Origin of the sequence: Shouchella xiaoxiensis (assembly GCF_016907895.1) — a bacterium.
GTDB classification, from domain to species: domain Bacteria; phylum Bacillota; class Bacilli; order Bacillales; family Bacillaceae_D; genus Shouchella; species Shouchella xiaoxiensis.
In genome coordinates this window covers 95517-120924 of sequence record NZ_JAFBCV010000013.1, presented here as the reverse complement: position 1 = coordinate 120924, position 25408 = coordinate 95517, and the positions used below count along the sequence as shown (strand labels likewise).

Sequence of the window (25408 nt, the reverse complement as noted above, 5' to 3'; positions counted from 1 at the left end):
AATGGCTGTAAATCAATTAATGAGTGAAATTAAAACGATAAATGGTGGAACAATTACCGATGTAAAAGGCTTTAAAGCTGCAGGTGTTCACTGTGGTCTGAAGCGCAAACGTCTTGATTTAGGGGCCATCGTATGTGAGGTGCCAGCATCTGCAGCGGCGGTTTATACAATGAATCAAATTAAGGCAGCGCCTTTGCTCATTACGAAGGAAAGCTTGAGTGCTTCAGCGGGTAAACTGCAAGCGATTGTTGTTAACAGTGGTAATGCCAATGCTTGTACTGGCCAGCAGGGAATGCAAGATGCCTTAGAAATGCAAAAACAGGCAGCTAATCATTTTCAAATACAACAAGATTACGTAGCGGTGACTTCAACAGGAGTAATCGGTGAATTGCTTCCAATGGAGAAACTGAGAAATGGCATTTCTAAATTATCAGTTGAATCGACATCTGACGCCTTTGCTGAAGCGATTTTAACTACTGATACATGCACAAAGGAAGTGTGTGTAGAGTTGATGATAAATAATAAAAAGGTCAAAATTGCTGGTGTTGCAAAAGGGTCAGGTATGATACATCCGAATATGGCCACAATGCTCGGGTTTATTACGACAGATGCAGCGATTGAATCGTCAGCGCTACAGCAAATACTAGCAAAAGCAACCGATGAGACGTTTAACCGAATTACGGTCGATGGAGACACCTCGACAAACGATATGGTAATCGCGATGGCGTCGGGTTTAGCAGATAATGAGAAACTAACAGATGCACATCCTGACTGGCAGATTTTTTATGAAGGCTTTAAGCATTGTGCGGTCGCGCTAGCAAAGATGATTGCCCGCGATGGTGAGGGGGCGACGAAATTAATTGAAGTACAGGTTGATGGAGCGGTTAATGATACGGAAGCAGGAAAAATAGCAAAAACGGTTGTTGGTTCTGATTTAGTGAAAACAGCGATCTATGGAAAAGATGCTAATTGGGGGCGTATTATTTGTGCGATTGGCTATAGCGAGTGCTCAATCAACCCTCAGGCGATTGACATTTCAATTGGGAATCATCAAACGCTTAAGAACAGCAGTCCAGTTTCATTTTCTGAAGAAGCGATAACTGCCTATATGAATCAGGAAGAAACAATTGTCATTCATGTTCAGTTAAATAATGGGCATGGGACTGGGAAGGCATGGGGCTGTGATCTCACTTATGACTACGTGCGAATAAACGCAGGATATAGAACGTAAGGAGGGGTGTCAATTGAGTACTTCAGTCTTGAAGATTGGTGGAAGCACGCTCGAAAAATTGAGTGATACGTTTTATCAAGGAATCGTTAACCGTGTTGAAAAAGGCGACAACGTTATTATTGTCCATGGTGGTGGACCTGCAATCAATCATCAGCTTGAGGCATTAGCAATAAAAAGCGAATTTTGTGAAGGGCTTCGCAAGACGACAACTGACGTGTTAACCATTGTAGAACAAGTATTGAGCGGTCAAACTAATAAAGAAATTGTAAGGAAGCTAAAGCTTGCTGGTGCAGAAGCCGTGGGAATTAGTGGTTGTGACGGATCAACTTTAATAGCTAAAGAGATCGATGTTCATAAGTGGGGTTACGTTGGAAATGTAACGACTGTCTCGACTAAATTACTAGATCTTCTTCTTACAAATCAGATGATTCCAGTTGTTGCCCCAGTGGCAATGAATCAGTTGGGTCAGCCGTTAAATGTAAACGCTGATGCAGCAGCTAGTGCTATAGCAGCTGCAGTTTCAGCAGAAGAATTTGTGTTTGTGACCGATGTAGATGGAGTCTTTCATAATGGGAAAAAGCTTGATCAAATCTATTCCAAGCAAGCTGAACAATTAATTGCAGATGGCGTTATATCTGGGGGAATGATTCCAAAAGTAAAAGGAGCGCTTGCTAGTTTAACGTCTTCTTTAAATAAAGTAAGAATTGTAAACGGGAATGCCCCTTACGACGAAAGAAGCGGGACGATTATTATGACACAAGTAAAAGCGATAATAAGCTGAAGGAGACGAGGATGAGTTATTTATTTCCCACCTATGCGAAGAAAGAAATTGAACTAACTCAGGGGAACGGCGCAACGTTATTCAGTAAGGACGGTAGCCGCTACTTGGACTTTATGTCTGGGATTGCAGTAACCAATTTAGGGCACGGGCACCCGGGCGTAATTCAGGCGCTTCATAAACAAGCTGATTTACTTTGGCATGGTTCAAATTTGTTTCATTATGAGGCGCAGGAGGCTGCAGCAAAGCTACTTGTTGAAAACAGTGTGTGCGATGTTGTTTTCTTTTGTAATAGTGGTACGGAGGCAAACGAGGCGGCCATTAAACTTGCTCGAAAATCAACAGGAAAGTCTCACATTATTTCAATGAACCAATCGTTTCATGGGCGGACACTTGGAAGTATGGCAGCGACAGGTCAATCAAGTATTCATGCAGGATACGGCCCAATGCTTGCTTCATTTAGTTATGGCAGCTTTAACCAAATTGAGACGGTAAAAGACGCCATAACAGAAGATACGGCAGCAGTGATGGTTGAAGTGATTCAAGGTGAGGGTGGCGTACACGTCATGACCCAGTCGTTTGCTGATGAACTACAGGAGCTGTGCAAGGAAAAGCAACTTCTCCTGATTATTGATGAAGTCCAAACAGGAATGGGAAGAACGGGTAAGTGGTTTGGTTACGAACATGTTGCACTTGATCCTGACATCATTACGGTTGCAAAAGGTCTTGGAAATGGATTTCCTGTCGGAGCGATGTTAGCAAAGGATCATCTAAGAGAAGCATTTCATTTAGGAAGTCACGGGTCTACCTTTGGTGGAAATCCACTAGCGATGGCAGTATCTAGTGCTGTCATGAATCAATTAAATGAGCCAGGGTTTTTGGAAAAAAGTGAGGCTACAGCTACTTTTCTAATGAATCAACTAAAAGACGTGACGCAAACCTCTTCAATTGTAAAGGAAGTGCGAGGGCAAGGGTTTCTAATTGGAGTTGAAACAACGGTTGAAGCGAGCATTTTAATTAAAGCTTGTGAGGAAAAAGGCTTGTTGTTATTACCTGCCGGTGTCAATGTCATTCGGTTTTTGCCACCAATTACAATTGAAAAAGAAGAGTGTAACCAAGCTGTTTCCATTTTTCAAGCTGCTATAAGGGAATGTACAGAAGCTTTAAACTAACAATTTTTTTTACACATGAGTGAATTTTTATACAGAGTTAGGAATAATTATATGCAGGTGGTGAGTGGATGAAGGGCTATGTAGTCTTAGAATCTGGAGAGCAATTCGACGGGTTATGGCATGGAGAAAAAGAAGCTGAAGGTGAGATTGTATTTTTCACTGGAATGACTGGATATCAAGAAGTTTTAAGTGATCCTTCCTTTTACGGACAAATTGTTGTGTTCACGTATCCGCTAATTGGAAATTATGGCATTAACCCATTTGATTTTGAAAGTGATGGACCTAAAGTTAGTGGGGTGATTGTTGCAGAAATGGAAGACAATCCATCTCACTGTGCAATGACAAGTACTCTTGCAGCGTATCTTCAGCAAATGAACATTCCCTACTTAACAGGTGTAGATACGAGAGCCATCGTTAAGAGAATTCGTAAACACGGGGATATGCGTGCGGTTATGACAACTGTGCCAGAAAGTGTTTCCGTAAGGGAGACGACAGCATTAGCAACAAAAGCGGTCGTTCCTCTCGTTAGCACAAATGTAATTAAAACAGTAAATGAACAAGGGCATCCCCATATTGGCATTATTGATTTTGGTTGTAAGCAAGCGATTATTGATTCACTTGTTAAAGGAAATGCTAAAGTAACCATTTTTCCTTACGATACAGCTAAAGCGAAAATGGATACGTATCATTTAGATGGTATGTTGCTTTCAAACGGGCCAGGTAATCCGAAGCAACTGAACGAGTTGCTTCCAAACATCAAAGCAATGGCTTCTGCCTATCCGACTCTCGGAATATGTTTAGGACATCAGTTACTTGCGCTTGCGTTTGGTGGCGACACAGAAAAGTTAGTATTTGGTCACCGAGGTGCGAACCAACCGGTTGTTGATCATCAAACAGGAAGAGTGTTTATGACGGCACAAAATCATAGTTATGTTGTAAAAGAAAGTTCGTTGCAAACGACTGCTTTTTCTGCCAGTTATCAAAATGTGAACGATGGTAGTATAGAAGGGCTAACACACGCAACTTTACCAATTAGAAGTATTCAATTTCATCCAGAAGCGAGCCCTGGTCCACAGGATTCAGTCGACATTTTTGCTCAATTCTTTGCGATGGTGCACAGCAAAGGGAGAGATCATCAGTATGCGTAGAAATGATGTTAAGACCGTATTAGTCATTGGGTCAGGACCCATTGTCATTGGTCAAGCAGCGGAATTTGATTATTCAGGAACACAAGGTTGCCTTGCTTTAAAAGAGGAAGGCATAAAAGTTATTCTTATCAATCCTAATCCGGCTACGGTTATGACGGATGAGGATTGTGCGGATGTTGTTTATTTTGAACCACTAACTGCAGAGACCGTTACGGCGATTATAAAAAAAGAACGACCTGACGGCATGCTTGCAACGCTTGGCGGACAAACCGGTTTAAATTTAGCGTTGAAGCTGGATCAACAAGGGGTTTTAAAAAAATACAATGTGCAGTTACTTGGCACCCCAATTGCTTCGATTAAGAAGGGCGAGGACCGAGAGCTGTTCCGTGACTTAATGTATGAACTAAATGAACCTGTACCGGATAGCGAGATTGTCCACACGGTTGATGAAGCAAAACAGTTTGCCAACGAGATAGGCTTTCCAATTATCATTCGACCAGCTTATACGTTAGGCGGTGCAGGAGGCGGCATTGCCAACGACGAAATCGATCTCATTCGAATTGTCAGTGGTGGATTAGCGCAAAGCCCAATCACACAATGTTTAGTTGAGAAAAGTATCGCAGGCTTCAAAGAGATTGAATATGAAGCCATGCGTGATGAAAATGATACATGCATCACTATTTGTAATATGGAGAACATTGATCCCGTTGGTATTCATACAGGTGACTCTATCGTTGTAGCTCCTTCTCAAACACTAACAGATCGAAATTATCAGATGCTACGTTCTGCTTCCATTAAAATCATTCGCGCGTTAGGAATTGTGGGTGGCTGTAACATTCAATTTGCACTTGATACAAAAAGCGATCAATACTATTTGATTGAAGTTAATCCACGCGTTAGTCGATCGTCTGCACTCGCGTCAAAAGCGACAGGTTATCCAATTGCTAGAATCGCAGCAAAATTATCGATTGGTTATCATTTGAATGAGTTAATGAATCCAGTGACTGGGCATACGTATGCTAGCTTTGAGCCTGCACTTGATTATTGCATAGTGAAGTTTCCGCGCTGGCCGTTTGACAAATTCTTCGGGGCGGATCGCCGTTTAGGGACGCAAATGAAAGCAACCGGAGAAGTAATGGCAATTGAACGTTCGTTTGAAGCTGCCCTGCAAAAGGCGCTACGTTCGTTAGAAATTGGGATTGTTGGGCTTCGTTTAGAGCGGTTTTCATCTTTGTCAACGGAAGATTTGTGGAACCGGGCATTGCAAAAAGATGATAACCGACTGTTTATCTTGTTTGAGTTGTTAAGCCGAGGCGTGAATGTAGAAGCCATTCACGAACAGACAATGATCGATTTCTATTTTTTAAACAAATTTAAGCAATTAATTGAGCTTGAAAAAGAAGCTGAACAAATAAGTTTCCTTGAATTAACTCAAGAAAAAATGATGCAGTTAAAGCGAAGTGGCTTCTCAGACTTAGCCTTGAGTCGTATGTGGAATGTACTGGAGACTGACGTATTTAACAAGAGACAAGTATGGAACATCAGCCCATCTTACAAAATGGTTGATACATGCGCAGCGGAATTCCAAGCACAAACGCCTTACTATTATTCAAGTTATTTCGGTGAAAATGAAGCGATCCCCACGGACAAAGCAAAAATACTTATTATAGGATCAGGTCCAATTCGAATCGGCCAAGGAATTGAATTTGATTACTGTTCTGTGCACGGAGCAAAGACGGTTCGTAAATTAGGGTTTGAAGCAATCATTATGAATAATAATCCGGAAACAGTCAGTACCGATTATATGACAGCAGATCGTCTTTACTTCGAACCGCTAACAGCCGAAGACATTTTAGCCGTGGCAAACTTGGAAAAAGTAGCGGGGGTTATCGTCAGCTTAAGCGGGCAAACCGGAATTAATGTAACGGAACAGCTCGAAAAAGCTGGTTTACCTGTATTAGGTATTACTTCCGCAGCGATACATCAGCTTGAGGAAAGACAAGCTTTTTATCAATTCTTAAATGAATTAGCGATTCCTCATATCCCAGGTGAGATGGCGCAGAGCAAAGCAGAAGCGGTGCTTTTAGCTAAATCTGTAAAGTATCCTGTACTTGTACGCCCGTCTTATGTCATCGGTGGGCAAGGTATGGCCATTGTTTCTAATGAAGCAGAATTAGTAGCCTATATGGAAACACATGAATTCGAAGGGCTATTTCCTTTGTTAATGGATCAGTATGTTCCTGGAATAGAGCTCGATATGGATGTGCTAACCGATGGTCAACATAGTTTTGTAGCGGGAATGTTTGAGCATGTTGAAAAAGCTGGCGTCCATTCAGGCGATAGTATGGCAATTACGCCTCCTCACCGTCTAAAAAATGAGATGTTAATGAAGCTTGAGGAAGCTGCCAAAAGCATCGCATCTAAGATGAATTTTAAAGGTGTTTTTAACATTCAATTTGTTGTAAAAGATGATCTGTTCTATGTCATTGAAGTGAATCCACGTGCATCAAGAACAGTTCCATTACTTGCAAAAGTAGCTGGGCAACCTTTAATTGAAATGGCAACTAAATTAATACTGGGTGCTACCCTTTCATCATTAAAGCTTGAACCGATACGATCAACATTTTATGCAGCAAAGGCCCCTGTATTTTCATACGGAAAACTAGCTGGACTTGATCCAATGTTAGGGGCGGAAATGAAGTCTACAGGTGAGCTCTTAATGTTTGGGAAAACGCCTGAAGCTGCGCTTGCAAAAATTAGTGCTCCATTTGAAACATTGCCAAAGATGTATGAGGCGGGAGAAAAACGTACAATCTTTGTCGACTCTGTTGCAGGAAAGATAGAACGTCCTATCATTCAAGAGTTAAGACAGATTGGATTTGAAATTGTAACGCAGAACTTCGAACAGTGGATTGAGAGTGACGAAGCTCGTGCTCTCATTGTACTGAATGAACCTGGGAAGACAACGGGATTACCCAAACGAATGAAAGCACTCGAAAAACAGCTGACGGTATTAACCGAGGAAGAAACGATTCAAGCTATGCTGTCGTACTTTACCGCTAATCATACAGTTGTCCAGTCAATTGAGGAGTGGCATAGCATAGATTCATTAAGCGCATTGGAGGAGATTGAATGCAACGTGTACAACTAAACTTAACGGGCAAACATATGTTGACGTTGCTCGATTATTCACCTGAAGAAATGGAGCATCTTCTAACAGTGTCCTCAAAATTAAAAAAAGAACAAAAGCAGGGAGATCCAAACGATTCATTAAAAGGCAAATCCCTTGGTATGATTTTTGAAAATGCCTCCACAAGAACGCGCGTCTCATTTGAAGTAGGAATGACGCAGCTTGGCGGACACTCCTTGTTTTTAAGTCCTCGCGATCTGCAAATTGGGCGAGGAGAGCCGATAAAAGATACGGCCAATGTTTTGTCGCGTTATGTTGATGCAATCATGATACGTACGAATTCCCATGAAACTGTTGCTGAATTTGCTCAACATGCATCTGTGCCTGTCATTAATGCGCTAACGGATTCTTTTCATCCCTGTCAAGCGCTCGCCGATGGCCTTACGATTTTAGAACATAAAGGTACATTAAAGGGGAATAAGCTTGTCTATATTGGTGATGGGAATAATGTAGCCCACTCTTTATTGGCATTAGGTGCAAAAACGGGAATGGATGTAACCATTGCAAGTCCTAAAGGGTATGAAGTCGATCAAGATATTTTTAAGCGTGCATCGGCTGCAGCAAAAGAAACTGGTGCAATGCTGCAGTTAAGTAATGATCCACTAGAAGCAGCTAAAGGAGCAGATATTCTATACACAGATGTATGGGCAAGTATGGGCTTTGAAAAAGAGCAGTTAAATCGAGAGAAAGCATTTGCTGGTTATCAGATAAATGAAGATCTTGCGAAACATGCGAAAGCTGATTATTTATTTCTCCATTGCTTACCTGCTCATCGTGGTGAAGAAGTTGGCGCAAGCATTATTGATGGACCACATTCCGTTGTGTACGATCAAGCTGAAAACAGGCTTCATGTTCAGAAAGCGATTTTATCTGAAGTCATCTCACATAACAAGTAGATTATTGGGGAATCTACAGGCATAAGGAGTGATGGATATGGGTCAAAGCCGTCAATTTACGCCAGGTCAAAAGGCGCCAAACAATGGAATTTATGTGGAGATTGGTGAAACGGGTAGTATGGTAACTGAACCGAAATCGGTTCACTTAGAAGCCGGAGATGTTTTTCCAGAAACGACGAATGATGATCGTAAATGGACGCCAAAAAGAAAACCATAAAATAGAATAAAAAAACGAACGCATCCCTCAAAACGATGCGTTCGTTTTTTTTTGTATTTACATATTTCTTTATCTCGTTTTTCCATAACAAAACATAAGCTAGTAGAGAACATTTAAAATAGCAGGAGCGATCGACAATGCCGGTCTACGTCCGATACATCGATTTAAATGGTTGTAAAAACAGTTATTCAATACCAGAAAAACCAAATGGATTTGCGGTCTTCGTTTTATTTGATTTAAGTATGTTAACAGAGCGAGAATCGCAGCAGTTGACGAATCATCTAGTAGAGCAAGGATATACGGTTTTTTCGTCATCGTTATTACAAGCACATTGGGGTTCTCCCAATGCAGTCAACCATGCAAAGCAACTTGTCCAGTTATTTCTTAAACAAGAAACGGTCAATAAACGAATATTTCTTCTCTCAGAAGGCTCTGGTGGACTTATTGCGAAACGATTAATGGAAGATGATGAAATAGACATTCGTGCAGCTTCCTTTATAAAACCTTTCTTCACCCTTGAATCCTGTTATAAAGAACGACAATTAAATGATCTAGCAAAGAAGAGGATGGAAAAAGAAGTAAAACAAGCGTTTCAATTAGAAGGCAAAGTGGATCTGAAACAGCTCATTCAATTAGATCAGTCTTCAAAAAGAAAAAAGAAAGCGCCAGTTCCGCCTATGCGCGTTTTCAGGCAGTTAAAAGATGGTTTTGCAAATGTATCTCATCTTTCTTCCACCCAGTTTGTTGATTATTATTTTTTAACGGAAACTTCCTTAACAAATGAATTAAGCGATCAGCTTTCATTTTATTACCAACAGTTTCATATGGATTAATAATGTGTATGTATAAGGGGTGGTTCTACAATGAAGCAGCTAACAATAATTGGAGGTCTAGGCTTCCTTGGTTCACATATGGCAATGCGCTTTTTGCATGAGGGGTATGGGGTAACCATTATTGATCGCATGGATACGAATTACGAAGAGGATCAGGTAAATATTGAAATGAGCATGGGAAGACATGCTCATTATACATTTATTCGTGAAAACATTCGCGATGTATCAGTAAATAAGTCTTGTTCCAATTTCATTTATACTGCGGACAATAAGAATCAAGAGGACCTTCACTCTTTTTTAACCCAGCTTCAAAAAGATGACTTTCTTCTATTTATTTCTACAACAGATATTTTTGCAAATCCTATGACTGAATATGGATTAGAGATGAAGGCAGTAGAAGAAATCGTTCGTGAAAAAGCCTTGGAGGAAGAGTGGACGTTAGTGACGATGCGGTTACCAACCGTATATGGCGTGCACCATAAACTAGATTTGGATATTAATGTGAGCGGTGAAGTGGTGAGCTATCATCAAATAAGAAACCGGACTGAATCAATGCTAGACCTTATTTATATTGAAGATGTAACGGAAGCAGTGGTAAAAGCGATGACAGTGAAGCAAGGAGTAATTGAGTTTCACATAGGTAGTGGATTAAAGCAACCGTGGGGTAACCGCAATAGCCTCAAGGCTCAAGAAGGATTAACAAATGATAAGGCACAGGAACTGATCGGGTTTTCTCCGAAATTTTCACTAAAAGAAGGCATAGCTCATTATCAAGAACAACAAAAAGTGTGGTCAAGACAGAATCTCTTGTAGACTTTCGATCGTTCGGATGTCGCACTTGCGTTCGATCGTTAAAAGCTTTAGTCTAAGAGAAACACTGTATTTCTTAGGAATTTTAACCAAAGGAGGTCTGACAGACAATGAAGAATGCACAATCCATTTTTGTAGAAGCTTTACTCGCTGGTGACGAAGATGCGGCTTGGGACTGCGTCTGTCGACTGTCTGAAGCAGGATTTAATAGTATCTCTCTCTATGAAAATGTCTTTACAAAGGCAATGACACAGATTGGTTTCCTCTGGGAACAAAATAAAGTAACAATTGCTGAAGAACACTTGGCCACGTCAACATGCAATTTTGTCCTAACAAGGTACCATCATTATATGCGCAAATGGAGCAAGCCTAAAAATGGAAAGACGATGATGTTGCTTTGCCTTGATCAAGAACAACATGATCTAGGAGTTAAAATGTGTGCGTGCCTGCTTGAGGAACATGGCTGGACCACGCGTCTGCTTGGCGCAAGTGTACCTCTTGAACAAGCAGAATTAATGGGTGAGAAGTGGCAACCTGATGCGATTGCCTTGTCTGTTTCCATCCCATACCATGCCCGAGGGTTAGACTTATATGTGAATACGTTGGAAAAATTGCCACATAAACCAACCCTACTAATAGGGGGAAGACTCGTATCAATGTACGATCTCCGACCATTATGTACGGAACAAACAATTCTTATCAAGAATTTAAGCGAACTGCAGCAGTGGCAACAAAGTCAAGTAGAGGTGAGTGCGGATGTCCGCTAGTAATCATTTACCTGTGCCTTATTTCGAACTAAATGAAAAATACGTGATTGTAAATCAGTCTATAATAGCTAGTCAATCTTTTAAGCGTACAAACTCGTTTATGGAACTACTCGATGTAGGAAGTACAAATAAGGTACAACAGTATTTAGAAACAAGAAGAAATGGAAAGATTGAAGCGAATATGAGCACGATTCATTCCCCGTTTGTATTATTCACGATGCATATCAATTGGGTTGGAATGAGTGCTCATGTCGTTTGTATTGAGCAGGATGGCAGTTTGCAAGAGTTGATTCAGCAAGTGAATAAACAGAGCCAGCGCTTAGCAAAAACAGATTTCGAGTTACTGGAGAAAAAAGAAGAGTTGGAAGATACGCTGGATCGAGTGAAACGTTTGTCAGCTCCCTTTATAACAATCTCTGCAGAGCTGGCTTATGTACCTTTTTACGGGGAATTAGATGAATATCTAATTTTGATGAACCAAGGTGTTATTTCAAGTAAGGTACATAAAGCAGATTATGACTATTTGTTTTTTGACTTCTCTGGAGTAGGCAGCGTAACGGAGCAAGGTTTAAAAGCGCTCTTACGACTTGTACAAGCATTGCAAATTATGGGGATTCAAATTAGGTTAATTGGATTGAAACCAGAACATGCCTTGTTTTTACAAGGAAATGATTTGAAAAAAAGAGCTGAATTTAATGGGAGCTTAGCAGACGTTCTACGTAAACATATGTAAAAAACCAACCTAAACAGGTTGGTTTTTGTGTTAATCGACGGTTTTTTGATAAAACGAATTTTCATAGAACTGCAGTTCAGGGTATTTATCTTTGGCTGTACGCATCTGAAATTCATTTTCAAATAGGGCAACGATTCGATTCTCTTTATCTGTAACTAAGTTGCGTTGTTTTTCCTTGAATGTTTTTAAAACAGTTTCGTCACCATCAATCCAGCGAGCAAATGAAAACGGTTGACGTTCCATTTGAATATCAACATTGTATTCGCCTTTTAACCGGTGTTCTAGCACTTCAAATTGAAGGACGCCTACAACTCCAACAATTTGCTGCTCAACATATTTATTGTATGTTCGAAAAAGCTGTATTGCGCCTTCTTCAGTCAGTTGTTGTAACCCTTTTTCATATGATTTATGTTTTAAAGCCTCTTTTACAGTAATTGCTGCAAAATGCTCTGGAGAAAAGTGCGGCATCTCACTAAATTCAAAGGAATCTCCTTCAACAAGCGTATCACCAATTCGAAAAGCACCTGTATCAAACAGACCAATAATGTCCCCTGCATATGCTTCATCTACAATGCTTCGATTTTGCGCTAAAAACTGTGTTGGTTGCGAGAGCTTAAGTGGCTTATTCGTGCGTACATGTTTGACGCTCATTCCCCGTGAGAATGTTCCAGAGGTAATCCGTAAGAAAGCGACGCGATCTCGATGTTTTGCATTCATGTTTGCTTGAACTTTAAATATAAATCCAGAAAAACTTTCCCGTTCCATCGGATCAATTGGACCAATTGAACTTTCTCTTGTGGTCGGTGGTGGTGAAAGTTTGAGGAAATGCTCTAAAAATGTTTGTACACCAAAACTTGAGATGGCTGACCCAAAGAAGATTGGTGTTAAATCGCCTTTATCGATTCTTTCTTTATCGTATTCATCACCAGCAACATCTAAAAGCTCTAATTCTTCTCTAAACTGAGCAACTAATTGCTCGTCTTTGATGGCTTCATCTAGTTTAGGATCATCTGGACCGGTAAGTTGAATAATATCAATATCCTTAGGATTATTAGGATTATACAATTCAAGCCTTTTCTCAAGTCGATCATAAACAGCTTTAAACGATTGCCCCATGCCAATTGGCCAACCCATTGGATAGGAGCGAATTCCTAGAAGGTTTTCTAGTTCCTCCATTAGATCAAAAGGGTCTCTTCCTTGTCTGTCTAATTTATTTATAAAGGTGAAGATTGGAATACCACGAAGTTTACAAACTTTGAATAGTTTCTTTGTTTGTGCTTCAACCCCTTTTGCAGCATCAATAAGCATTGCGGCTGAATCTGCTGCGGTTAGCGTACGATACGTATCTTCCGAGAAATCTTCGTGACCAGGTGTATCAAGAATATTCACATGGAAATCATTGTATAAAAATTCAAGAACTGAACTTGTAACTGAGATTCCACGCTGCTTTTCAATATCCATCCAATCACTTACAGCGTGCTTGGCGTTCTTTCTACCCTTAACAGTACCGGCCTCGCGAATAGCACCACCAAATAAGAGCAGCTTTTCAGTTAGCGTTGTTTTTCCTGCATCAGGGTGTGAAATAATCGCAAATGTACGCCGTGATTCAATTTGATCTTTTAACGTCTGTTTCATTTTCATCCTCATTTCCAACATCGATTTTTCTATTATAACAAGAATTAACCATGGTTTCATCAGTAGACATAAATCAATTCACTTGCCACAGGAAAGTTGTTCGGTTAAGTTAAACAGGAAAACCATAAAAGGAGCGAAAATTAAATGACTAATCAAGATAAAAACATGGAATTTATGCAAATTGCGATGAAGCACGTCCCAGAAGCAAAAGCGTTTTTTGAAGGTAAAGGTATTGAAATGAATCTAGAGGATATTCAACCTATGCTAGCCTTGCTTGTTCGCGTGATGGATGAAGCATATGAACTTGGGAAAAAAGAATCGCCATGAGTGACTCATCCGCAAAAATGAAAGCATTTGCTCAACGTATACAGGAAGGAATTGGACTAATTAAGCAAGGGGACTACCAATCAGGATATGAACAATTAAAACCTTATGTCGTTTTAATGAAGGAAGCTGGTTCAACCCCCGTTCGCTTATTTTCTTATTATGCGATTGCGCAATTTAAACAGGGAGACATTGATGGATTTTTGGAAACCTACGAATCGTTAAAAGCGATAGAACCGAGTGACAAGGAAGAAGAAAAAGCAATTGCTACGATAGAAGAATGGTTTCATGCTCTAATGAACGAAATGGGTCAACGAGATTAGCGCTTTTTTTGTTGGAAGTTCCCTTATTCCATTAGAGCCGCAAACTGTAAAAGTACTGGACAAAAAAAGCAGTTGTTTGCTAATATTAGTATCAGGTACTAATTCTTTTGAATTGTGTTAAAGTGGAAGGGGATTAAGCCATGGCTAAAGCAGGGATGCTGGGAATTGGACGCTATGTTCCATCTAAACGTGTAACAAATAAAGAGTTTGAGCAGTTCTTAGATACGTCTGATGAATGGATTCGTACTAGAACTGGAATAGAGGAACGTCGATTTGCTGAAGATACGGAAACATCAGATATGGCCTATCATGCTTCGTTAAAAGCACTCGAATCTGCTGATGTACGAGCAGAGGAGATTGATTTAATTTTAGTTGCAACGGTAACACCTGATATGGCGTTTCCAAGCGTTTCTTCAATGATACAGCATCGCTTAGGTGCAACCAACGCAGCGGCAATGGATATTAGTGCAGCCTGTGCTGGGTTTATTTACGGTGTAGCAACCGCTCAACAATTTATTGAGACAGGTGCATATAAGCATGTCCTAGTAGTTGGTGTAGAGAAGCTTACAAAAATTACGGATATGAGTGATCGAAACACAGCTGTCTTGTTTGGCGATGGTGCTGGTGCTTGTGTTGTTGGAGAAGTTTCGCAGGATCGTGGCATACTAGCATTTGATCTAGGCTCGGATGGATCTGGTGGTAAACACATAAATAAAAGTAAAGATTTCTTAGAGATGAATGGCAGAGAAGTATTTAAATTTGCTGTTAGACAAATGGGTGATGCTTCTATTCGCGTCTTGAATAAAGCGGGCTTGGACAAAGAAGATGTTGATTTCCTTATCCCTCATCAAGCAAATATTCGAATTATGGAAGCATCACGGGAACGGTTAGAGCTACCCGAAGAAAAAATGTCGGTCACGGTAAATAAATATGGAAACACCTCCTCTGCCTCAATTCCAATGGCGATGGTAGAAGAGCTTGAAAATGGTAAGATTAAAGATGGAGATTTACTTGTTTTAGTGGGATTCGGAGCAGGTTTAGTATGGGGCTCACTTGCAATTCGTTGGGGCCGATAATGAAAGATGCAGAAAAGAATGCTAGCTAAATAAAGGAGAGAATAAATCAGTGGAAAAGCGACGAGTTGTTGTTACGGGAATTGGCGCAGTTACGCCACTAGGAAATGATGCGGCAACCACATGGGAATCTGCAATTGCAGGAAAGTCAGGAGTTGGCTATTTAACTCGGTTGGATGCAGATGCCTTTCCAATGAAAGTAGCTGCTGAAATAAGAGAGTTTGATCCTTCTGAACATATTGAAAGAAAAGAAGCGAGGAAAATGGATCGTTTCACTCAGTTTGCGGTTGTAGCTGCGAAAGAAGCGCTGAAAGATGCGAATTTTACAATCACGGAAGAGAATGCAACGCGTACCGGCGTCTGGATCGGTTCTGGGATTGGTGGTATGGAGACGTATGAATCACAATTCCGGATGTTTTTGGAAAAAGGTCAGCGACGCGTCAGTCCTTTCTTTGTGCCAATGATGATTCCGGATATGGCGAGTGGACAGGTTTCCATTTATACAGGTGCCAAAGGACCGAATTCATGCTCTGTAACAGCTTGTGCATCAGGTTCCAATTCGATTGGTGATGCATTTAAAGTGATTCAGCGTGGAGATGCGGATGCCATGATTGCTGGTGGCAGTGAGGCACCAATTACAAACATGGCAGTTGCTGGATTTTGTTCAGCGAAAGCTGTTACAACGTCAGATAACCCTGAAACAGCCTCCAGACCATTTGATGTGGACCGTAGTGGTTTCGTAATCGGTGAAGGTGCTGGTATTTTAATCCTTGAAAGCTTAGAGTCAGCGAAAGCAAGAGGGGCTTCAATTTATGCCGAAATTGCTGGTTTTGGTTCAACGGGAGATGCCCACCATGTGACAGCACCAGCACCAGGAGGCGAGGGTGGCGCACGTGCCATGCAGGCTGCCGTATCTGATGCTGGGTTAGCTCCCGAAGAGATCAGCTACATTAATGCCCATGGAACAAGTACAGAGCTAAACGATTCCTATGAAACAAATGCCATTAAAACGGTATTTGGGGACCATGCTTATCAAGTTGCCATTAGTTCAACCAAATCAATGACGGGTCATTTACTTGGTGCTGCTGGTGCTGTTGAAGCGATTTTTGCAGTGAAGGCTATTAAAGAAGGCGTTGTTCCTCCAACAGTAAATCTGGAAAATCCAGATCCGGCTTGTGATTTGGACTATGTACCAAATGAGGCCCGTAAGATGAATGTTGACGCTGTGTTAAGCAATTCATTAGGCTTCGGTGGTCATAATGCTTCACTTGTATTCAAAAAATGGAATGACTAAAAAGAAAGCTGTTTTCTTGATAATTCTTTATCAGGGAAGCAGCTTTTTATAGTATACTGAATACATAACTGAGCGATCGCTCAGAATAGATAGATACTCTGTTTATTTCATATTAAGGGGAGAGTCAAATGGAAGTAACCGCGCTTTATGAAAAAAAGAAAGTTGAAACCGCTTTTAAATTAATTAATCAAATAAAACCAGAGACGGATATTGTTGTTCCTATTGCTGTAGGAGAACCACGGACATTGGTTGAAACGTTACCAGAACATCAAGGTTTAAAAGGAAACCGCTTGTTTCAGATGCTTTCATTAGGGCCCGTTTTAGATATTGAAAAGGAGCGCTTACAAATTGTATCAATGTTCTTAACTGGCCATGAGCGTGTTGCTTTCCAAGCAGGAAAAATTGATTTGCTGCCGAATCATTTCTCCGATGTCCCGCATATTCTTGAAGAGATATTGCGCGAACCAACTATTATGATTCAAACATCAAAGATGAATGAAGAGGGTTATTTCTCTTTAGGTACAAACGCTGATTACACGATGACAGTAATTGAGAACGGCGCTAAAATTATTGCTGAAGTAAACGAGCAGATGCCTTTTACAGATGGTGAAAACCTCATTCATCTTAAAGATGTTGAAGGATTTATCGAAACAAATCGTCCGTTGCCTACAACGCCGGATATCCCACTCCGACCAGCAGACAAAAAGATTGGACGTCTTTGTGCAGACTTAATAGAAGACGGCTCTACCATTCAGATTGGCTTTGGCTCAATCCCAAATGCAATTATGGATGATTTACATGAACATAAAGAATTAACCGTTCATACAGAAATGATTCCAGATAAAATTGTTGATTTAATGGAAAGTGGTGCCGTTACAAATCAAAACAACGTCTTTGCTCCCGGTTGCTTAACAGCAACATTTGCATACGGTAGTAATCGTTTATATTCATTTATGAACGAAAACCCGCTCATAAAAATGATGCCGGTAAAAGATACAAATGATAGTAGAAAATTAGCTGCTATCCCGAAGCTCGTGACAATTAACGCAGCAATTGAAGTTGATTTATATGGACAATGCAATGCGGAAACGGTTTCAGGATCGTATTATTCATCTACAGGTGGACAGGCTGATTTTGGCATTGGTGCAAGAATGAACAAGGAAGCGAAAGGCATAATTTGTTTGCATGCAAGCGCAAAGGGTGGAGCAATCTCCAAGATTGTTCCGAAATTGTCGGCTGGTGCCGTTGTGACTACGTCTAAAAATGATGTTGATTATGTTGTGACAGAATTTGGTGTTGCAAAGCTTAGAGGAAAAACGGTTCATGAGCGAGCGAAGGCACTCATTGCGATTGCCCATCCTGATTTTCGTGAACAGTTGGAAGAAGATGCGCGCTCTGCAGCTTTACTACCACCTAAGTAAAAAAAGAATATTTTATAAAAACGAAAAAAGCAGCCTTGTTTCAAAGGTTGCTTTTTTCATTCAAGTTAAACTGTTTAGCCAAGCGATCGCATCTTCTTTTGAGCGGATTTGCCCCTCTAACTGCATTCCTTCTATGTCCACTAACCACTCTGAGAAGTGCGGGCCTGGTTGGTAGCCGAGCTCAATTAAATCGTTTCCAGTTAATAGTGGATCTAAATGGGACCGTTTTTCTAAGTAACTTATAATCAACTTTTTCTCAGCTGAATTAGCTAAACCATAAAAAAGCAGGGCGTCGTCTGAAAAAGTCTTAAATATAAGATGCATTTGGTTGAGCGAGTCAGCTGTGTAATGATGTTCAATTATTGCATTGATTTCTTTTAAGAGTTGTTGATCTTTTTTTGTTATAAAGAAGCGTGAGACTTCATTGAGACAGTTGGTTTTATAAGCGAACGCTAAAAGAAAGTAAGGAGCTGTTTTTAAGTGATGCTTCTCTAACGATTGCATGAATTGAGTCGCTTTCGCTGTTAAGCGCTTTTGAAAGAGTGAATGCCATACGTCGAGATCTTCTAATGCTTGGAAACCCGCCAACAACATGTCCTCATTTTCATATTTCGTTAGTTCTTGTAGCACTCGTTGCGGACTGATTTGCTTAATTGCGCTGCCTACAGCTTTAGCTGCTTTTCTTGTATTCAAATCAAGCGTAAATGCTAGTCGAAGTGAAAAGCGAACGGCTCGAAAGATTCGTGTAGGATCTTCGACAAAACTAAGCGGATGTAAGATACGAATATGCCTACTGTTGATATCCTCTTGACCGTTGTATAGGTCAACAAGCTCACCAAAACGTGATTGGTTTATAAAAAGGGCGACTGCATTAATTGTGAAATCCCGTCTTGCTAAGTCCTCGTAAATGGATGTCTTATGAACGTCAGGGAGTGCCCCAGGTGACTTATAATACTCTTTTCGACATGAGGCAACATCAATTTCTTTTCCGGAGGGAGTGCTCCAAGTCGCTGAAAAAAAAGAATGGTAGGCCTTCACTGATCCTCCAAAACGAACAGCTAGTTCTTCTGCAAAGGCAATGGCATCTCCTTCAACCGTCAAGTCTAAATCAGTATGTTTCTTTTGCATAAAGAGATCTCGAACGACACCACCTACTAAAAATACGGACTGTCTTAATTCATCTGCTATGAAACCAATTGATTTAAGCAGTTGGTAGGTTGAACCGAAATATGCTTCTATTGTGGTTGGAGGAACAAGTGACGGTTCAAAAAAGGATTGTTGAATTAAGTTCGTACGGGTTACAATACCAACTACTTTGTTCTTTTCATCTATAACAGGTAGTCGACCTATGTGATGATAGGCTAATTTTTCATGTGCCATTTTAATCGTATCGGTTTGAGTGAGTGTGATTACTTTCGTTTTCATTACCGCTTTTATCGGAGAATGCTCGTGCCCCAGTTGTTTCGCTTTGATAAGATCAGCTTTGCTAATGATACCAACCATTGTTTGTAATTCATCTACTACAGGAAAGGAACTATGACCATTCTTAAGTAATTGTGTCCATGCTTCTTCAATCAAGTCTGTATCGTAAACAGTTTGAACGGGCCAAGTCATAATTGTTGTAACGAGTGGATCACTAATAATGTGATTAGGTAAAGCGGTCTGTAACTGTTGATACACAATATCGAGCTGTTGATTTTTAATTTGTGCAGACGCTGCTTGAGGATGTCCACCACCTTCAAACAAAGCAAAGAGTTGGTTTAAATCAATTACGGACGGACGTGCTCTCCCAATAATATAGGTGTGCTTACTTAGCTGGCAGCAAATAATGGTTGCATCTAATTGGTACAAAGAATGGAGCTCTTCTACAACAGCAGAGACACCAGCTACATAAGTTGGGTGGACGCAAGTTGAAATCCCAATGGACTGACCGTTGATTGTTTTCACTTTAAGTGCTGAGAGTAAGGGTTTAAAAAGCGGGTTTTTAGCAACAGGTTGATGCAAGTATGATGTAACAATCGTCAAATCCATTCCTTTTTCAAGTAAATAAGCAGCGGCCTGTAAATCAGCTGCATGTGTAGTTGGAAAGGAAAAGCAGCCTGTATCTGAATATAAACCTAACCCAAATAATGTCGCTTCCATCGGAGAAATATCAATATTTTTCGATCTTAGTTTTGAAACAAATAAGGTTATGTTAGCTCCTGCTTCAGCTTGTGTATGATGATCCAAATATTCCATATGTACGTCTTTATGCACAAGATGATCAATACCCGCTCGTTTTGTAGAGGAAGTATCTACAAATAGAATCGATTTCACGGTTTCCCAATTTACTTGCTTATAATTGACGAGAGGAAAAGAATCGATATAAAGATCTAAGTAGGCTTGAACATCTGGAGACTGTGTGAAAGCAATTGCTGCAACAGCTGACGGATTTAGCTTTTTTGCTGCTACAATTGATGCGAGACCATCAAAATCAAGATTCTGATGACTAAGAATGATTTCCAAGGTAGTACTCCTTTCCGCTGACTTCTCTTATTACAGTATAGCAAAAAAGCAGCGGTTTTAGCCGCTGCTTTTTAACCGTAATGATCAATTGCAAGTCCTTTTAAAGGTTGTTCTATTAGTGCGTCAGAACGCTGATTTAAATGAAGTGTAGATCCAAGTTGTTTTAATTTGTCTGGTTCAATGATTGTTTGTCTGGTATCTTCATGGTTGGAAGAGTGGAATATAGAAGGGAATTTTCCGGTTATATAATTATAAAGTGGTGCTGTTTTACTGTGAATAGATAGACGCTTAAAAGCAGTTAATGGATGGTCGTTGGCCTCGTTCTTCGGCTGAGATTTAAGTATCCGATTCTCTTTAGTAAGGGCATATCCATATGCAATAAGGTCATTTTCTGAAACATGTGCTCTTGTAGCTTGAGTACGTACTGGTCGAGATACTCGGTCAACTGTTCCAATATGAGTCGGTTGCACCCTAGCATGGATAGACGATTCAACAATACGGTCATAGCGTAATGATCTAACCATCTCTCTCGCCTCCTTAATAGGCTATTACCCTATTTTATGAAAAATTAACCAAAGAAGCACATCACGAAGGTCGTGATGTGCTCATTTTTTTTATTTAGCGAATACATGATTACCAATGACGATGGTTTGTTCACGTGTTGCTACCCAACCACTTGTAGCAGTCGCGGGATTATAGAAATAAAGCGATTGTTGTCCTTGGCCTCGTGCAGAAATGGCTTCATTAACGGCTTTACGAGCTTCTCCATCAGGTACAGTATGAATCGCACCATCAAGTACAGGTGAGAATGCGTAATGACCAGATGGTGTTACTTGATAGATCACTTCAGAAACCGTATCTGGATAATCTGCATGATCAACCCGATTTAACACTACGGTCGCTACAGCTACTTTACCTGCATAGGACTCACCTTTGGCTTCAGCGTGTACGAGTTGAGCAAGTAGCTCTCGCTCTTCCGAAGTAACTGCTGCTGGAATTGTTAATGTTTGACCAACTTCAATCACGTTTGAATTGATATTGTTCATTCTTTTAATAGAATCTGCACTTACTCCATATCGCTCACTTAATGTAAATAGTGAATCGTTTTGTTGAACAGGATGTTTTAAGGCCTTACTCTCGGCACTGTTTTGAGAAAACATACTTATACCTATAAAAACAGAGAATAAAAATAATGATTTAAGAATCATTTAATCACTCCTTATTAAAATGTAATAGCGAGTATGGTAAATCCACACCTGTATACTTTAACAAAGGAGTTGCTCTAATGAACTAGTGAATGTTTTCCAATTCGTATGCTGGTTGTGTTAAATGCTGTTGCTATGAAGTTGACAAGGTATTGTTACTGTTCTGTAACCGAACGACCTGTTTTTACAATTGTGTAACAAATCAACGCTAATTTCCAGTTCACTTGATTAAGGTATGAAGCAATCAATTACGCTATAAGAACGTGGAATCGTATATTACAAAAGATAACAAGCTGGATACGGATGATTTTTTTTCCATTTAAAGCTCGTATATGCTGTGCTAGGATGTGTTTGTACCTCAAGCGAGAGTATGCAATTCAAAAACACGCACAGTGGTGTAGGAGGATAACAATGAAAAAATTAGCAGCAACAACGTTTGCAGCAGTTGTACTTATAGGAATAGGACAAGGAGACCAGGCAGAAGCGTCAAATGGTCAAAAACATATGCAACCGGTATTTAATTACGATTGCTTTCAAATAGAAAAACCTTCATTCAATGAAGGTGCCCAAGAGCCCATTCAAGAGGATTATGAGTATGTAAATCCAACGGAAGAAGAGGCTGAAACTGAGGCAGAAGAAAATGGAGCAGAAGAAGTTCAAGCAGAACCAGCTGATGTATCTGCAGATGAGCAACAGATGGTTGATCTTGTTAATCAAGAAAGAGAACAAGCTGGACTAGCGCCTCTAACGGTTAATGACGAATTAACAGAAGTAGCACGTGTAAAAGCACAGGATATGATTGATAACCAATACTTTGCCCACGAATCTCCAACATACGGTTCACCGTTCCAAATGATGGATCATTTTGGAGTGACTTATCAAACTGCTGGTGAAAATTTAGCGGGCAACCAGACAGTAGAAAGTGCTCATACATCGCTTATGAACTCACAAGGACATAGAGAAAACATTTTAAGCAATAATTACAGCGAAGTGGGTATTGGTGTCGTCGACGGCGGACCTTACGGAAAAATGTTTGTACAGCTTTTTAAAGGATAAGTAAAATAGAAAAACCGACTGCCTTAGGCAGTCGGTTTTTCTATTTCCGTAGCTGAATTTGTTCGACTCGGTGGTTTTCCCCTTTTGTTAAAATCAAATCTGCTCGTAATCGCGTTGGTTTAATATTTTTTTCTAGGTTAACCCCGTTGATTGAGCGCCAAATGGACGTAGCCATTTCCGATGCTTCTTGATCATTCAAGTCTCGATAACGGTGGAAATAGGAATTTGGGTTCTGAAAAGCGGTGTTTCGTAATAAATGAAAACGCTCTATATACCACTCTAAAATATTTTCTTCTTCAGCATCAACGTAAATACTATAGTCAAAGAAGTCGGATACAAAAACATGAGGCATCCTTTTGCCTTTCTTGTTAACTTGGAGGACGTTAATTCCTTCAACAATAACCACATCTGGAGCGTGAACTTCTTGCTTATGATCTTGTTCAATATTATATGTTAGATGTGAATACACAGGAGCTTCCACGGTGGAAACGCCAGATTTTAAATCAGTTAAAAAAGCGAGTAATTGACGAATATCATAGCTTTCTGGAAAGCCTTTACGCTTCATTAAGCCACGTTCTTCTAACACTTCATTTGGGTAAAGAAACCCATCAGTTGTCACGAGTGATACGGTTGGATTACCAGGCCATCTAGTTGCGAGTGCTTGGATTAAACGGGCTGTTGTACTTTTTCCAACTGAAACACTGCCAGCGATTCCAATGATAAATGGAACTCGTTTTCGTTCTTTTTGTAAGAAATGGTTCATATCATCGTGTAAATTCATACTATGTGTCATTCGTTTAAATAAGAGCTCCGATAATGGGAGATAGATGTCATTTACTTCTGATTCAGAAATCGTTTCATAAATACCTTCAAGCTCTTTACGTTCTTCTTTAGATAAGGTCGAACTAATCCCTTTACTGAGCTTTGCCCAGTCTTTCCGAAAAAAAGGGGTAAACGCATCTAAACTTCTTGTAAGTTCATCCGTTGTCATATAGATCTCCTTTGCTTCAAACGTGTTGCATTCGTAATTGAGAGTAGCACGGTATGGTACAGTAAGCAAGCCAATTCGATTGAACATGAATTAGACGGTAAAAATGAGCGGGTTAATTAAGAATCCGATAAGTCTTGCAACTGCTCTAACAATTTTTGTGGGATTGCAAACGATTGATTGTTCATCTGAAGCTGCTGCCATTTCGAATCGGTTTTGGTAAGCTGTTGTTCTTTTACTTCTTGAACTTCAACCTGTAAGTTTTCCATTTTTGCATCAAGTTCTGCAGCGGTCTGAGCAGCAATAGCAAGCTCATTTGTTAAGTGAACAGGAATACTTTTTTCGTATTTATAAAAAATCTTATGTTCTAAGCTTGCCCAAAAATCCATCGCTATTGTTCTAATTTGAATTTCAACACAAACATTTTCACGTTTTTGTGACGTATAAACAGGTACTTCAACGATTAAATGTAAACTTCGGTAACCATTTTCTTTAGGGGTCTTAATGTAATCTTTTACTTCTAATACTTTCATATCCGTTTGTTGCCGTAACATCTCTTCTAATTTGTAAATATCGGATATGAAAGAACATGTAATTCGAAGTCCGGCTATATCTTGAATATGGGTTTTAATCGATGCTAAATTTGCATTTAACTTTTTTCGCATCACCTTGTCGAAAATACTTTCTGGTGATTTCAATCGAGTTTTTATATGCTCGATTGGGCTGTATTCATGAAGTAATTCAAATTCTTCCTGAAGAATGGACATTCGCGTTTCAATTTCGTCAAGCGCAAATTTATACATCATCATAAACTCAGTAAGAGACTGTTTTAACTGTTTAAGAGCATTGTACGTATGTAATGATTTATCCATTGATGGCTCACCTCAGCTATATTGTGCTGTTCCTTTGCCGTAAAGTCAAATAAACGATTTGAACAAAGAGGTGAAATAAATGGCGTTGATTCAAACAAATAAATGGATGGAGAGGTATATCCAGTATGGGAAAAATCAAGCAAATAGAGAGCTGTATTTGAAACTATTTATTAGTCCACTTCAAGCTCTTTTTTCTTACCCATCAGACGGTGAATTAGCCAATTATTTAAATAGGAACGGTATGTTTACACCTGATGATATAGAAGATGTAAAGATGATCATCGAGCAGGATTACTGGAGTTATGCAAATGAACATTTTCTTTATTTAAAGAAACGATGGAATGGTCCGAATGTGCCTGTCTATTTGCTTCTCGCAAGTAAAAAGAAAGCGCGTGAACTAGCAAATGTAGGAGGGAAAATGGGCTTAAGCTTCGCAGATGGAATTGTGTTATTTATTCAAAGTGATATAGAAAGATTCGATTTACTTGCATTGCTAACGCATGAATATCATCACGTTTGTAGACTGACGCATACAAATGAAAAAGAGAATACGATTACTTTTCTAGAATCTATAATCATGGAAGGTTTGGCAGAGTTAGGGGTGCAAGAAGAATTAGGGGAACGGTATTGTGCACCTTGGACTGAACTTTATAAGGAGACGTGGAAAAAAATATGGGAGGAACGATTTATAACAGAGCGGTTAATGCAAACGGGTAGAAAGAATTACAAGGATATTCTGTATGGACATTCAAAAAAAAACATCCCACCGATGTTAGGTTATTACTACGGATATTTACTTTGTACTCGTGCTGCTGAACGATTACAAACAAATACTCAAGAGTTATTAACAACACCAGCAGAGAAAATATATAAATGGGGTTTAGGGGAAGAAAAGCGTGTTTAAGATTAAAACCACATGACCATACTGTTTTCAAGA

24 protein-coding genes are annotated in these 25408 nt (G+C 39.9%); 18 read left to right on the top strand and 6 right to left on the bottom strand.

Annotated features, from left to right (window positions below; genetic code table 11):
* Window position 1: 1 nt before the first annotated feature.
* The 11 genes from argJ (at window position 2) to JOC54_RS17865 (ending at window position 11775) form a co-directional block, all read left to right on the top strand.
* Entirely contained in the window at window positions 2-1231 is a 1230-nt protein-coding gene (gene argJ, locus JOC54_RS17915; protein ID WP_204467984.1) for a bifunctional ornithine acetyltransferase/N-acetylglutamate synthase, read from the top strand.
* A 13-nt stretch (window positions 1232-1244) separates the two neighbouring features.
* Complete coding sequence (gene argB / locus JOC54_RS17910) at window positions 1245-2012, top strand: acetylglutamate kinase (RefSeq protein WP_204467982.1); 768 nt, start codon at window positions 1245-1247, stop codon at window positions 2010-2012.
* A gap of 11 nt (window positions 2013-2023) precedes the next feature.
* Window positions 2024-3181 carry an acetylornithine transaminase gene (gene argD, locus JOC54_RS17905; protein ID WP_204467980.1) on the top strand — a complete coding sequence of 386 codons (1158 nt, stop codon included), beginning with the start codon at window positions 2024-2026 and terminating at the stop codon, window positions 3179-3181.
* Window positions 3182-3249: 68 nt separating this feature from the next.
* Window positions 3250-4329, top strand: a complete 1080-nt coding sequence (locus JOC54_RS17900; protein WP_204467978.1) for a carbamoyl phosphate synthase small subunit — start codon at window positions 3250-3252, stop codon at window positions 4327-4329.
* Window positions 4322-7480: a carbamoyl-phosphate synthase (glutamine-hydrolyzing) large subunit gene (gene carB / locus JOC54_RS17895; RefSeq protein ID WP_204467976.1), complete on the top strand. Its 3159-nt coding sequence runs from the start codon at window positions 4322-4324 to the stop codon at window positions 7478-7480. The genes JOC54_RS17900 and carB overlap by 8 nt, the downstream gene beginning before the upstream one ends.
* Complete coding sequence (argF, locus tag JOC54_RS17890; protein ID WP_204467973.1) at window positions 7462-8415, top strand: ornithine carbamoyltransferase; 954 nt, start codon at window positions 7462-7464, stop codon at window positions 8413-8415. Before carB ends, argF begins: the two co-directional genes overlap by 19 nt.
* A gap of 37 nt (window positions 8416-8452) precedes the next feature.
* Window positions 8453-8632 (top strand): YjzC family protein, encoded by a 180-nt coding sequence (locus JOC54_RS17885; protein ID WP_054793151.1) that lies wholly within the window; start codon window positions 8453-8455, stop codon window positions 8630-8632.
* Between the two features lie 137 nt (window positions 8633-8769).
* Complete coding sequence (locus JOC54_RS17880; RefSeq protein ID WP_204467971.1) at window positions 8770-9465, top strand: alpha/beta fold hydrolase domain-containing protein; 696 nt, start codon at window positions 8770-8772, stop codon at window positions 9463-9465.
* 30 nt (window positions 9466-9495) lie between these two features.
* Complete coding sequence (locus JOC54_RS17875; RefSeq protein WP_204467969.1) at window positions 9496-10278, top strand: NAD-dependent epimerase/dehydratase family protein; 783 nt, start codon at window positions 9496-9498, stop codon at window positions 10276-10278.
* A gap of 107 nt (window positions 10279-10385) precedes the next feature.
* Window positions 10386-11042, top strand: coding sequence for a cobalamin B12-binding domain-containing protein (locus JOC54_RS17870; RefSeq protein ID WP_204467967.1), 657 nt, complete (start codon window positions 10386-10388; stop codon window positions 11040-11042).
* The gene (locus tag JOC54_RS17865; protein ID WP_204467965.1) at window positions 11032-11775 is read left to right on the top strand and encodes an STAS domain-containing protein; all 744 of its coding nucleotides are present in this window, start codon (window positions 11032-11034) and stop codon (window positions 11773-11775) included. Before JOC54_RS17870 ends, JOC54_RS17865 begins: the two co-directional genes overlap by 11 nt.
* 30 nt (window positions 11776-11805) lie before the next feature.
* Here the strand turns inward: JOC54_RS17865 and JOC54_RS17860 are convergent, their stop codons facing one another.
* Window positions 11806-13410, bottom strand: coding sequence for a peptide chain release factor 3 (locus JOC54_RS17860; RefSeq protein ID WP_204467962.1), 1605 nt, complete (start codon window positions 13408-13410; stop codon window positions 11806-11808).
* A gap of 144 nt (window positions 13411-13554) precedes the next feature.
* On the opposite strand from JOC54_RS17860, the gene JOC54_RS17855 reads away from it, so the two are divergent.
* The 5 genes from JOC54_RS17855 (at window position 13555) to JOC54_RS17835 (ending at window position 17845) form a co-directional block, all read left to right on the top strand.
* Window positions 13555-13737, top strand: coding sequence for a ComZ family protein (locus JOC54_RS17855; RefSeq protein WP_035420024.1), 183 nt, complete (start codon window positions 13555-13557; stop codon window positions 13735-13737).
* Window positions 13734-14057: a hypothetical protein gene (locus JOC54_RS17850; RefSeq protein ID WP_204467960.1), complete on the top strand. Its 324-nt coding sequence runs from the start codon at window positions 13734-13736 to the stop codon at window positions 14055-14057. The genes JOC54_RS17855 and JOC54_RS17850 overlap by 4 nt, the downstream gene beginning before the upstream one ends.
* A gap of 140 nt (window positions 14058-14197) precedes the next feature.
* Complete coding sequence (locus JOC54_RS17845; protein WP_054793143.1) at window positions 14198-15133, top strand: beta-ketoacyl-ACP synthase III; 936 nt, start codon at window positions 14198-14200, stop codon at window positions 15131-15133.
* Window positions 15134-15182: 49 nt separating this feature from the next.
* On the top strand, window positions 15183-16424 hold the full coding sequence (gene fabF / locus JOC54_RS17840) for a beta-ketoacyl-ACP synthase II (protein ID WP_204467958.1): 1242 nt from the start codon (window positions 15183-15185) through the stop codon (window positions 16422-16424).
* A gap of 128 nt (window positions 16425-16552) precedes the next feature.
* A complete protein-coding gene (locus JOC54_RS17835) occupies window positions 16553-17845 on the top strand; it encodes an acetyl-CoA hydrolase/transferase family protein (protein WP_204467956.1) in 1293 nt (430 codons plus the stop codon).
* 60 nt (window positions 17846-17905) lie between these two features.
* On the opposite strand, the gene JOC54_RS17830 is transcribed toward JOC54_RS17835, so the two are convergent.
* The 3 genes from JOC54_RS17830 to JOC54_RS17820 all read right to left on the bottom strand — a co-directional run bounded on the left by JOC54_RS17830 (window position 17906) and on the right by JOC54_RS17820 (window position 21558).
* Complete coding sequence (locus JOC54_RS17830; RefSeq protein ID WP_204467953.1) at window positions 17906-20350, bottom strand: CBS domain-containing protein; 2445 nt, start codon at window positions 20348-20350, stop codon at window positions 17906-17908.
* Between the two features lie 71 nt (window positions 20351-20421).
* The gene (locus JOC54_RS17825; RefSeq protein WP_204467951.1) at window positions 20422-20874 is read right to left on the bottom strand and encodes a hypothetical protein; all 453 of its coding nucleotides are present in this window, start codon (window positions 20872-20874) and stop codon (window positions 20422-20424) included.
* Between the two features lie 90 nt (window positions 20875-20964).
* Window positions 20965-21558, bottom strand: coding sequence for a cell wall hydrolase (locus JOC54_RS17820; protein ID WP_035420037.1), 594 nt, complete (start codon window positions 21556-21558; stop codon window positions 20965-20967).
* Window positions 21559-21966: 408 nt separating this feature from the next.
* Between JOC54_RS17820 and JOC54_RS17815 the strand changes: the two genes are divergently transcribed.
* Complete coding sequence (locus JOC54_RS17815) at window positions 21967-22611, top strand: CAP domain-containing protein (protein WP_204467949.1); 645 nt, start codon at window positions 21967-21969, stop codon at window positions 22609-22611.
* Between the two features lie 40 nt (window positions 22612-22651).
* On the opposite strand, the gene coaA is transcribed toward JOC54_RS17815, so the two are convergent.
* Window positions 22652-23602, bottom strand: coding sequence for a type I pantothenate kinase (gene coaA, locus JOC54_RS17810; RefSeq protein ID WP_035420038.1), 951 nt, complete (start codon window positions 23600-23602; stop codon window positions 22652-22654).
* A gap of 116 nt (window positions 23603-23718) precedes the next feature.
* Window positions 23719-24471, bottom strand: a complete 753-nt coding sequence (locus JOC54_RS17805; protein ID WP_035441869.1) for a GTP pyrophosphokinase — start codon at window positions 24469-24471, stop codon at window positions 23719-23721.
* 79 nt (window positions 24472-24550) lie between these two features.
* On the opposite strand from JOC54_RS17805, the gene JOC54_RS17800 reads away from it, so the two are divergent.
* Window positions 24551-25375, top strand: a complete 825-nt coding sequence (locus tag JOC54_RS17800; protein WP_204467947.1) for a DUF2268 domain-containing putative Zn-dependent protease — start codon at window positions 24551-24553, stop codon at window positions 25373-25375.
* Window positions 25376-25408: the final 33 nt, after the last annotated feature.

Coding starts and splice junctions, on each gene's coding strand:
- coaA (WP_035420038.1), bottom strand. CDS start 23,602: ATGACAACGGATGAACTTACAAGAAGTTTAGATGCGTTTACCCCTTTT.
- JOC54_RS17900 (WP_204467978.1), top strand. CDS start 3,250: ATGAAGGGCTATGTAGTCTTAGAATCTGGAGAGCAATTCGACGGGTTA.
- argD (WP_204467980.1), top strand. CDS start 2,024: ATGAGTTATTTATTTCCCACCTATGCGAAGAAAGAAATTGAACTAACT.
- JOC54_RS17885 (WP_054793151.1), top strand. CDS start 8,453: ATGGGTCAAAGCCGTCAATTTACGCCAGGTCAAAAGGCGCCAAACAAT.
- carB (WP_204467976.1), top strand. CDS start 4,322: ATGCGTAGAAATGATGTTAAGACCGTATTAGTCATTGGGTCAGGACCC.
- JOC54_RS17835 (WP_204467956.1), top strand. CDS start 16,553: ATGGAAGTAACCGCGCTTTATGAAAAAAAGAAAGTTGAAACCGCTTTT.
- JOC54_RS17870 (WP_204467967.1), top strand. CDS start 10,386: ATGAAGAATGCACAATCCATTTTTGTAGAAGCTTTACTCGCTGGTGAC.
- JOC54_RS17820 (WP_035420037.1), bottom strand. CDS start 21,558: ATGATTCTTAAATCATTATTTTTATTCTCTGTTTTTATAGGTATAAGT.
- JOC54_RS17865 (WP_204467965.1), top strand. CDS start 11,032: ATGTCCGCTAGTAATCATTTACCTGTGCCTTATTTCGAACTAAATGAA.
- JOC54_RS17850 (WP_204467960.1), top strand. CDS start 13,734: ATGAGTGACTCATCCGCAAAAATGAAAGCATTTGCTCAACGTATACAG.
- JOC54_RS17825 (WP_204467951.1), bottom strand. CDS start 20,874: ATGGTTAGATCATTACGCTATGACCGTATTGTTGAATCGTCTATCCAT.
- JOC54_RS17805 (WP_035441869.1), bottom strand. CDS start 24,471: ATGGATAAATCATTACATACGTACAATGCTCTTAAACAGTTAAAACAG.
- JOC54_RS17875 (WP_204467969.1), top strand. CDS start 9,496: ATGAAGCAGCTAACAATAATTGGAGGTCTAGGCTTCCTTGGTTCACAT.
- JOC54_RS17880 (WP_204467971.1), top strand. CDS start 8,770: ATGCCGGTCTACGTCCGATACATCGATTTAAATGGTTGTAAAAACAGT.
- JOC54_RS17800 (WP_204467947.1), top strand. CDS start 24,551: ATGGCGTTGATTCAAACAAATAAATGGATGGAGAGGTATATCCAGTAT.
- JOC54_RS17855 (WP_035420024.1), top strand. CDS start 13,555: ATGACTAATCAAGATAAAAACATGGAATTTATGCAAATTGCGATGAAG.
- argF (WP_204467973.1), top strand. CDS start 7,462: ATGCAACGTGTACAACTAAACTTAACGGGCAAACATATGTTGACGTTG.
- JOC54_RS17860 (WP_204467962.1), bottom strand. CDS start 13,410: ATGAAACAGACGTTAAAAGATCAAATTGAATCACGGCGTACATTTGCG.
- JOC54_RS17845 (WP_054793143.1), top strand. CDS start 14,198: ATGGCTAAAGCAGGGATGCTGGGAATTGGACGCTATGTTCCATCTAAA.
- JOC54_RS17815 (WP_204467949.1), top strand. CDS start 21,967: ATGAAAAAATTAGCAGCAACAACGTTTGCAGCAGTTGTACTTATAGGA.
- argJ (WP_204467984.1), top strand. CDS start 2: ATGGCTGTAAATCAATTAATGAGTGAAATTAAAACGATAAATGGTGGA.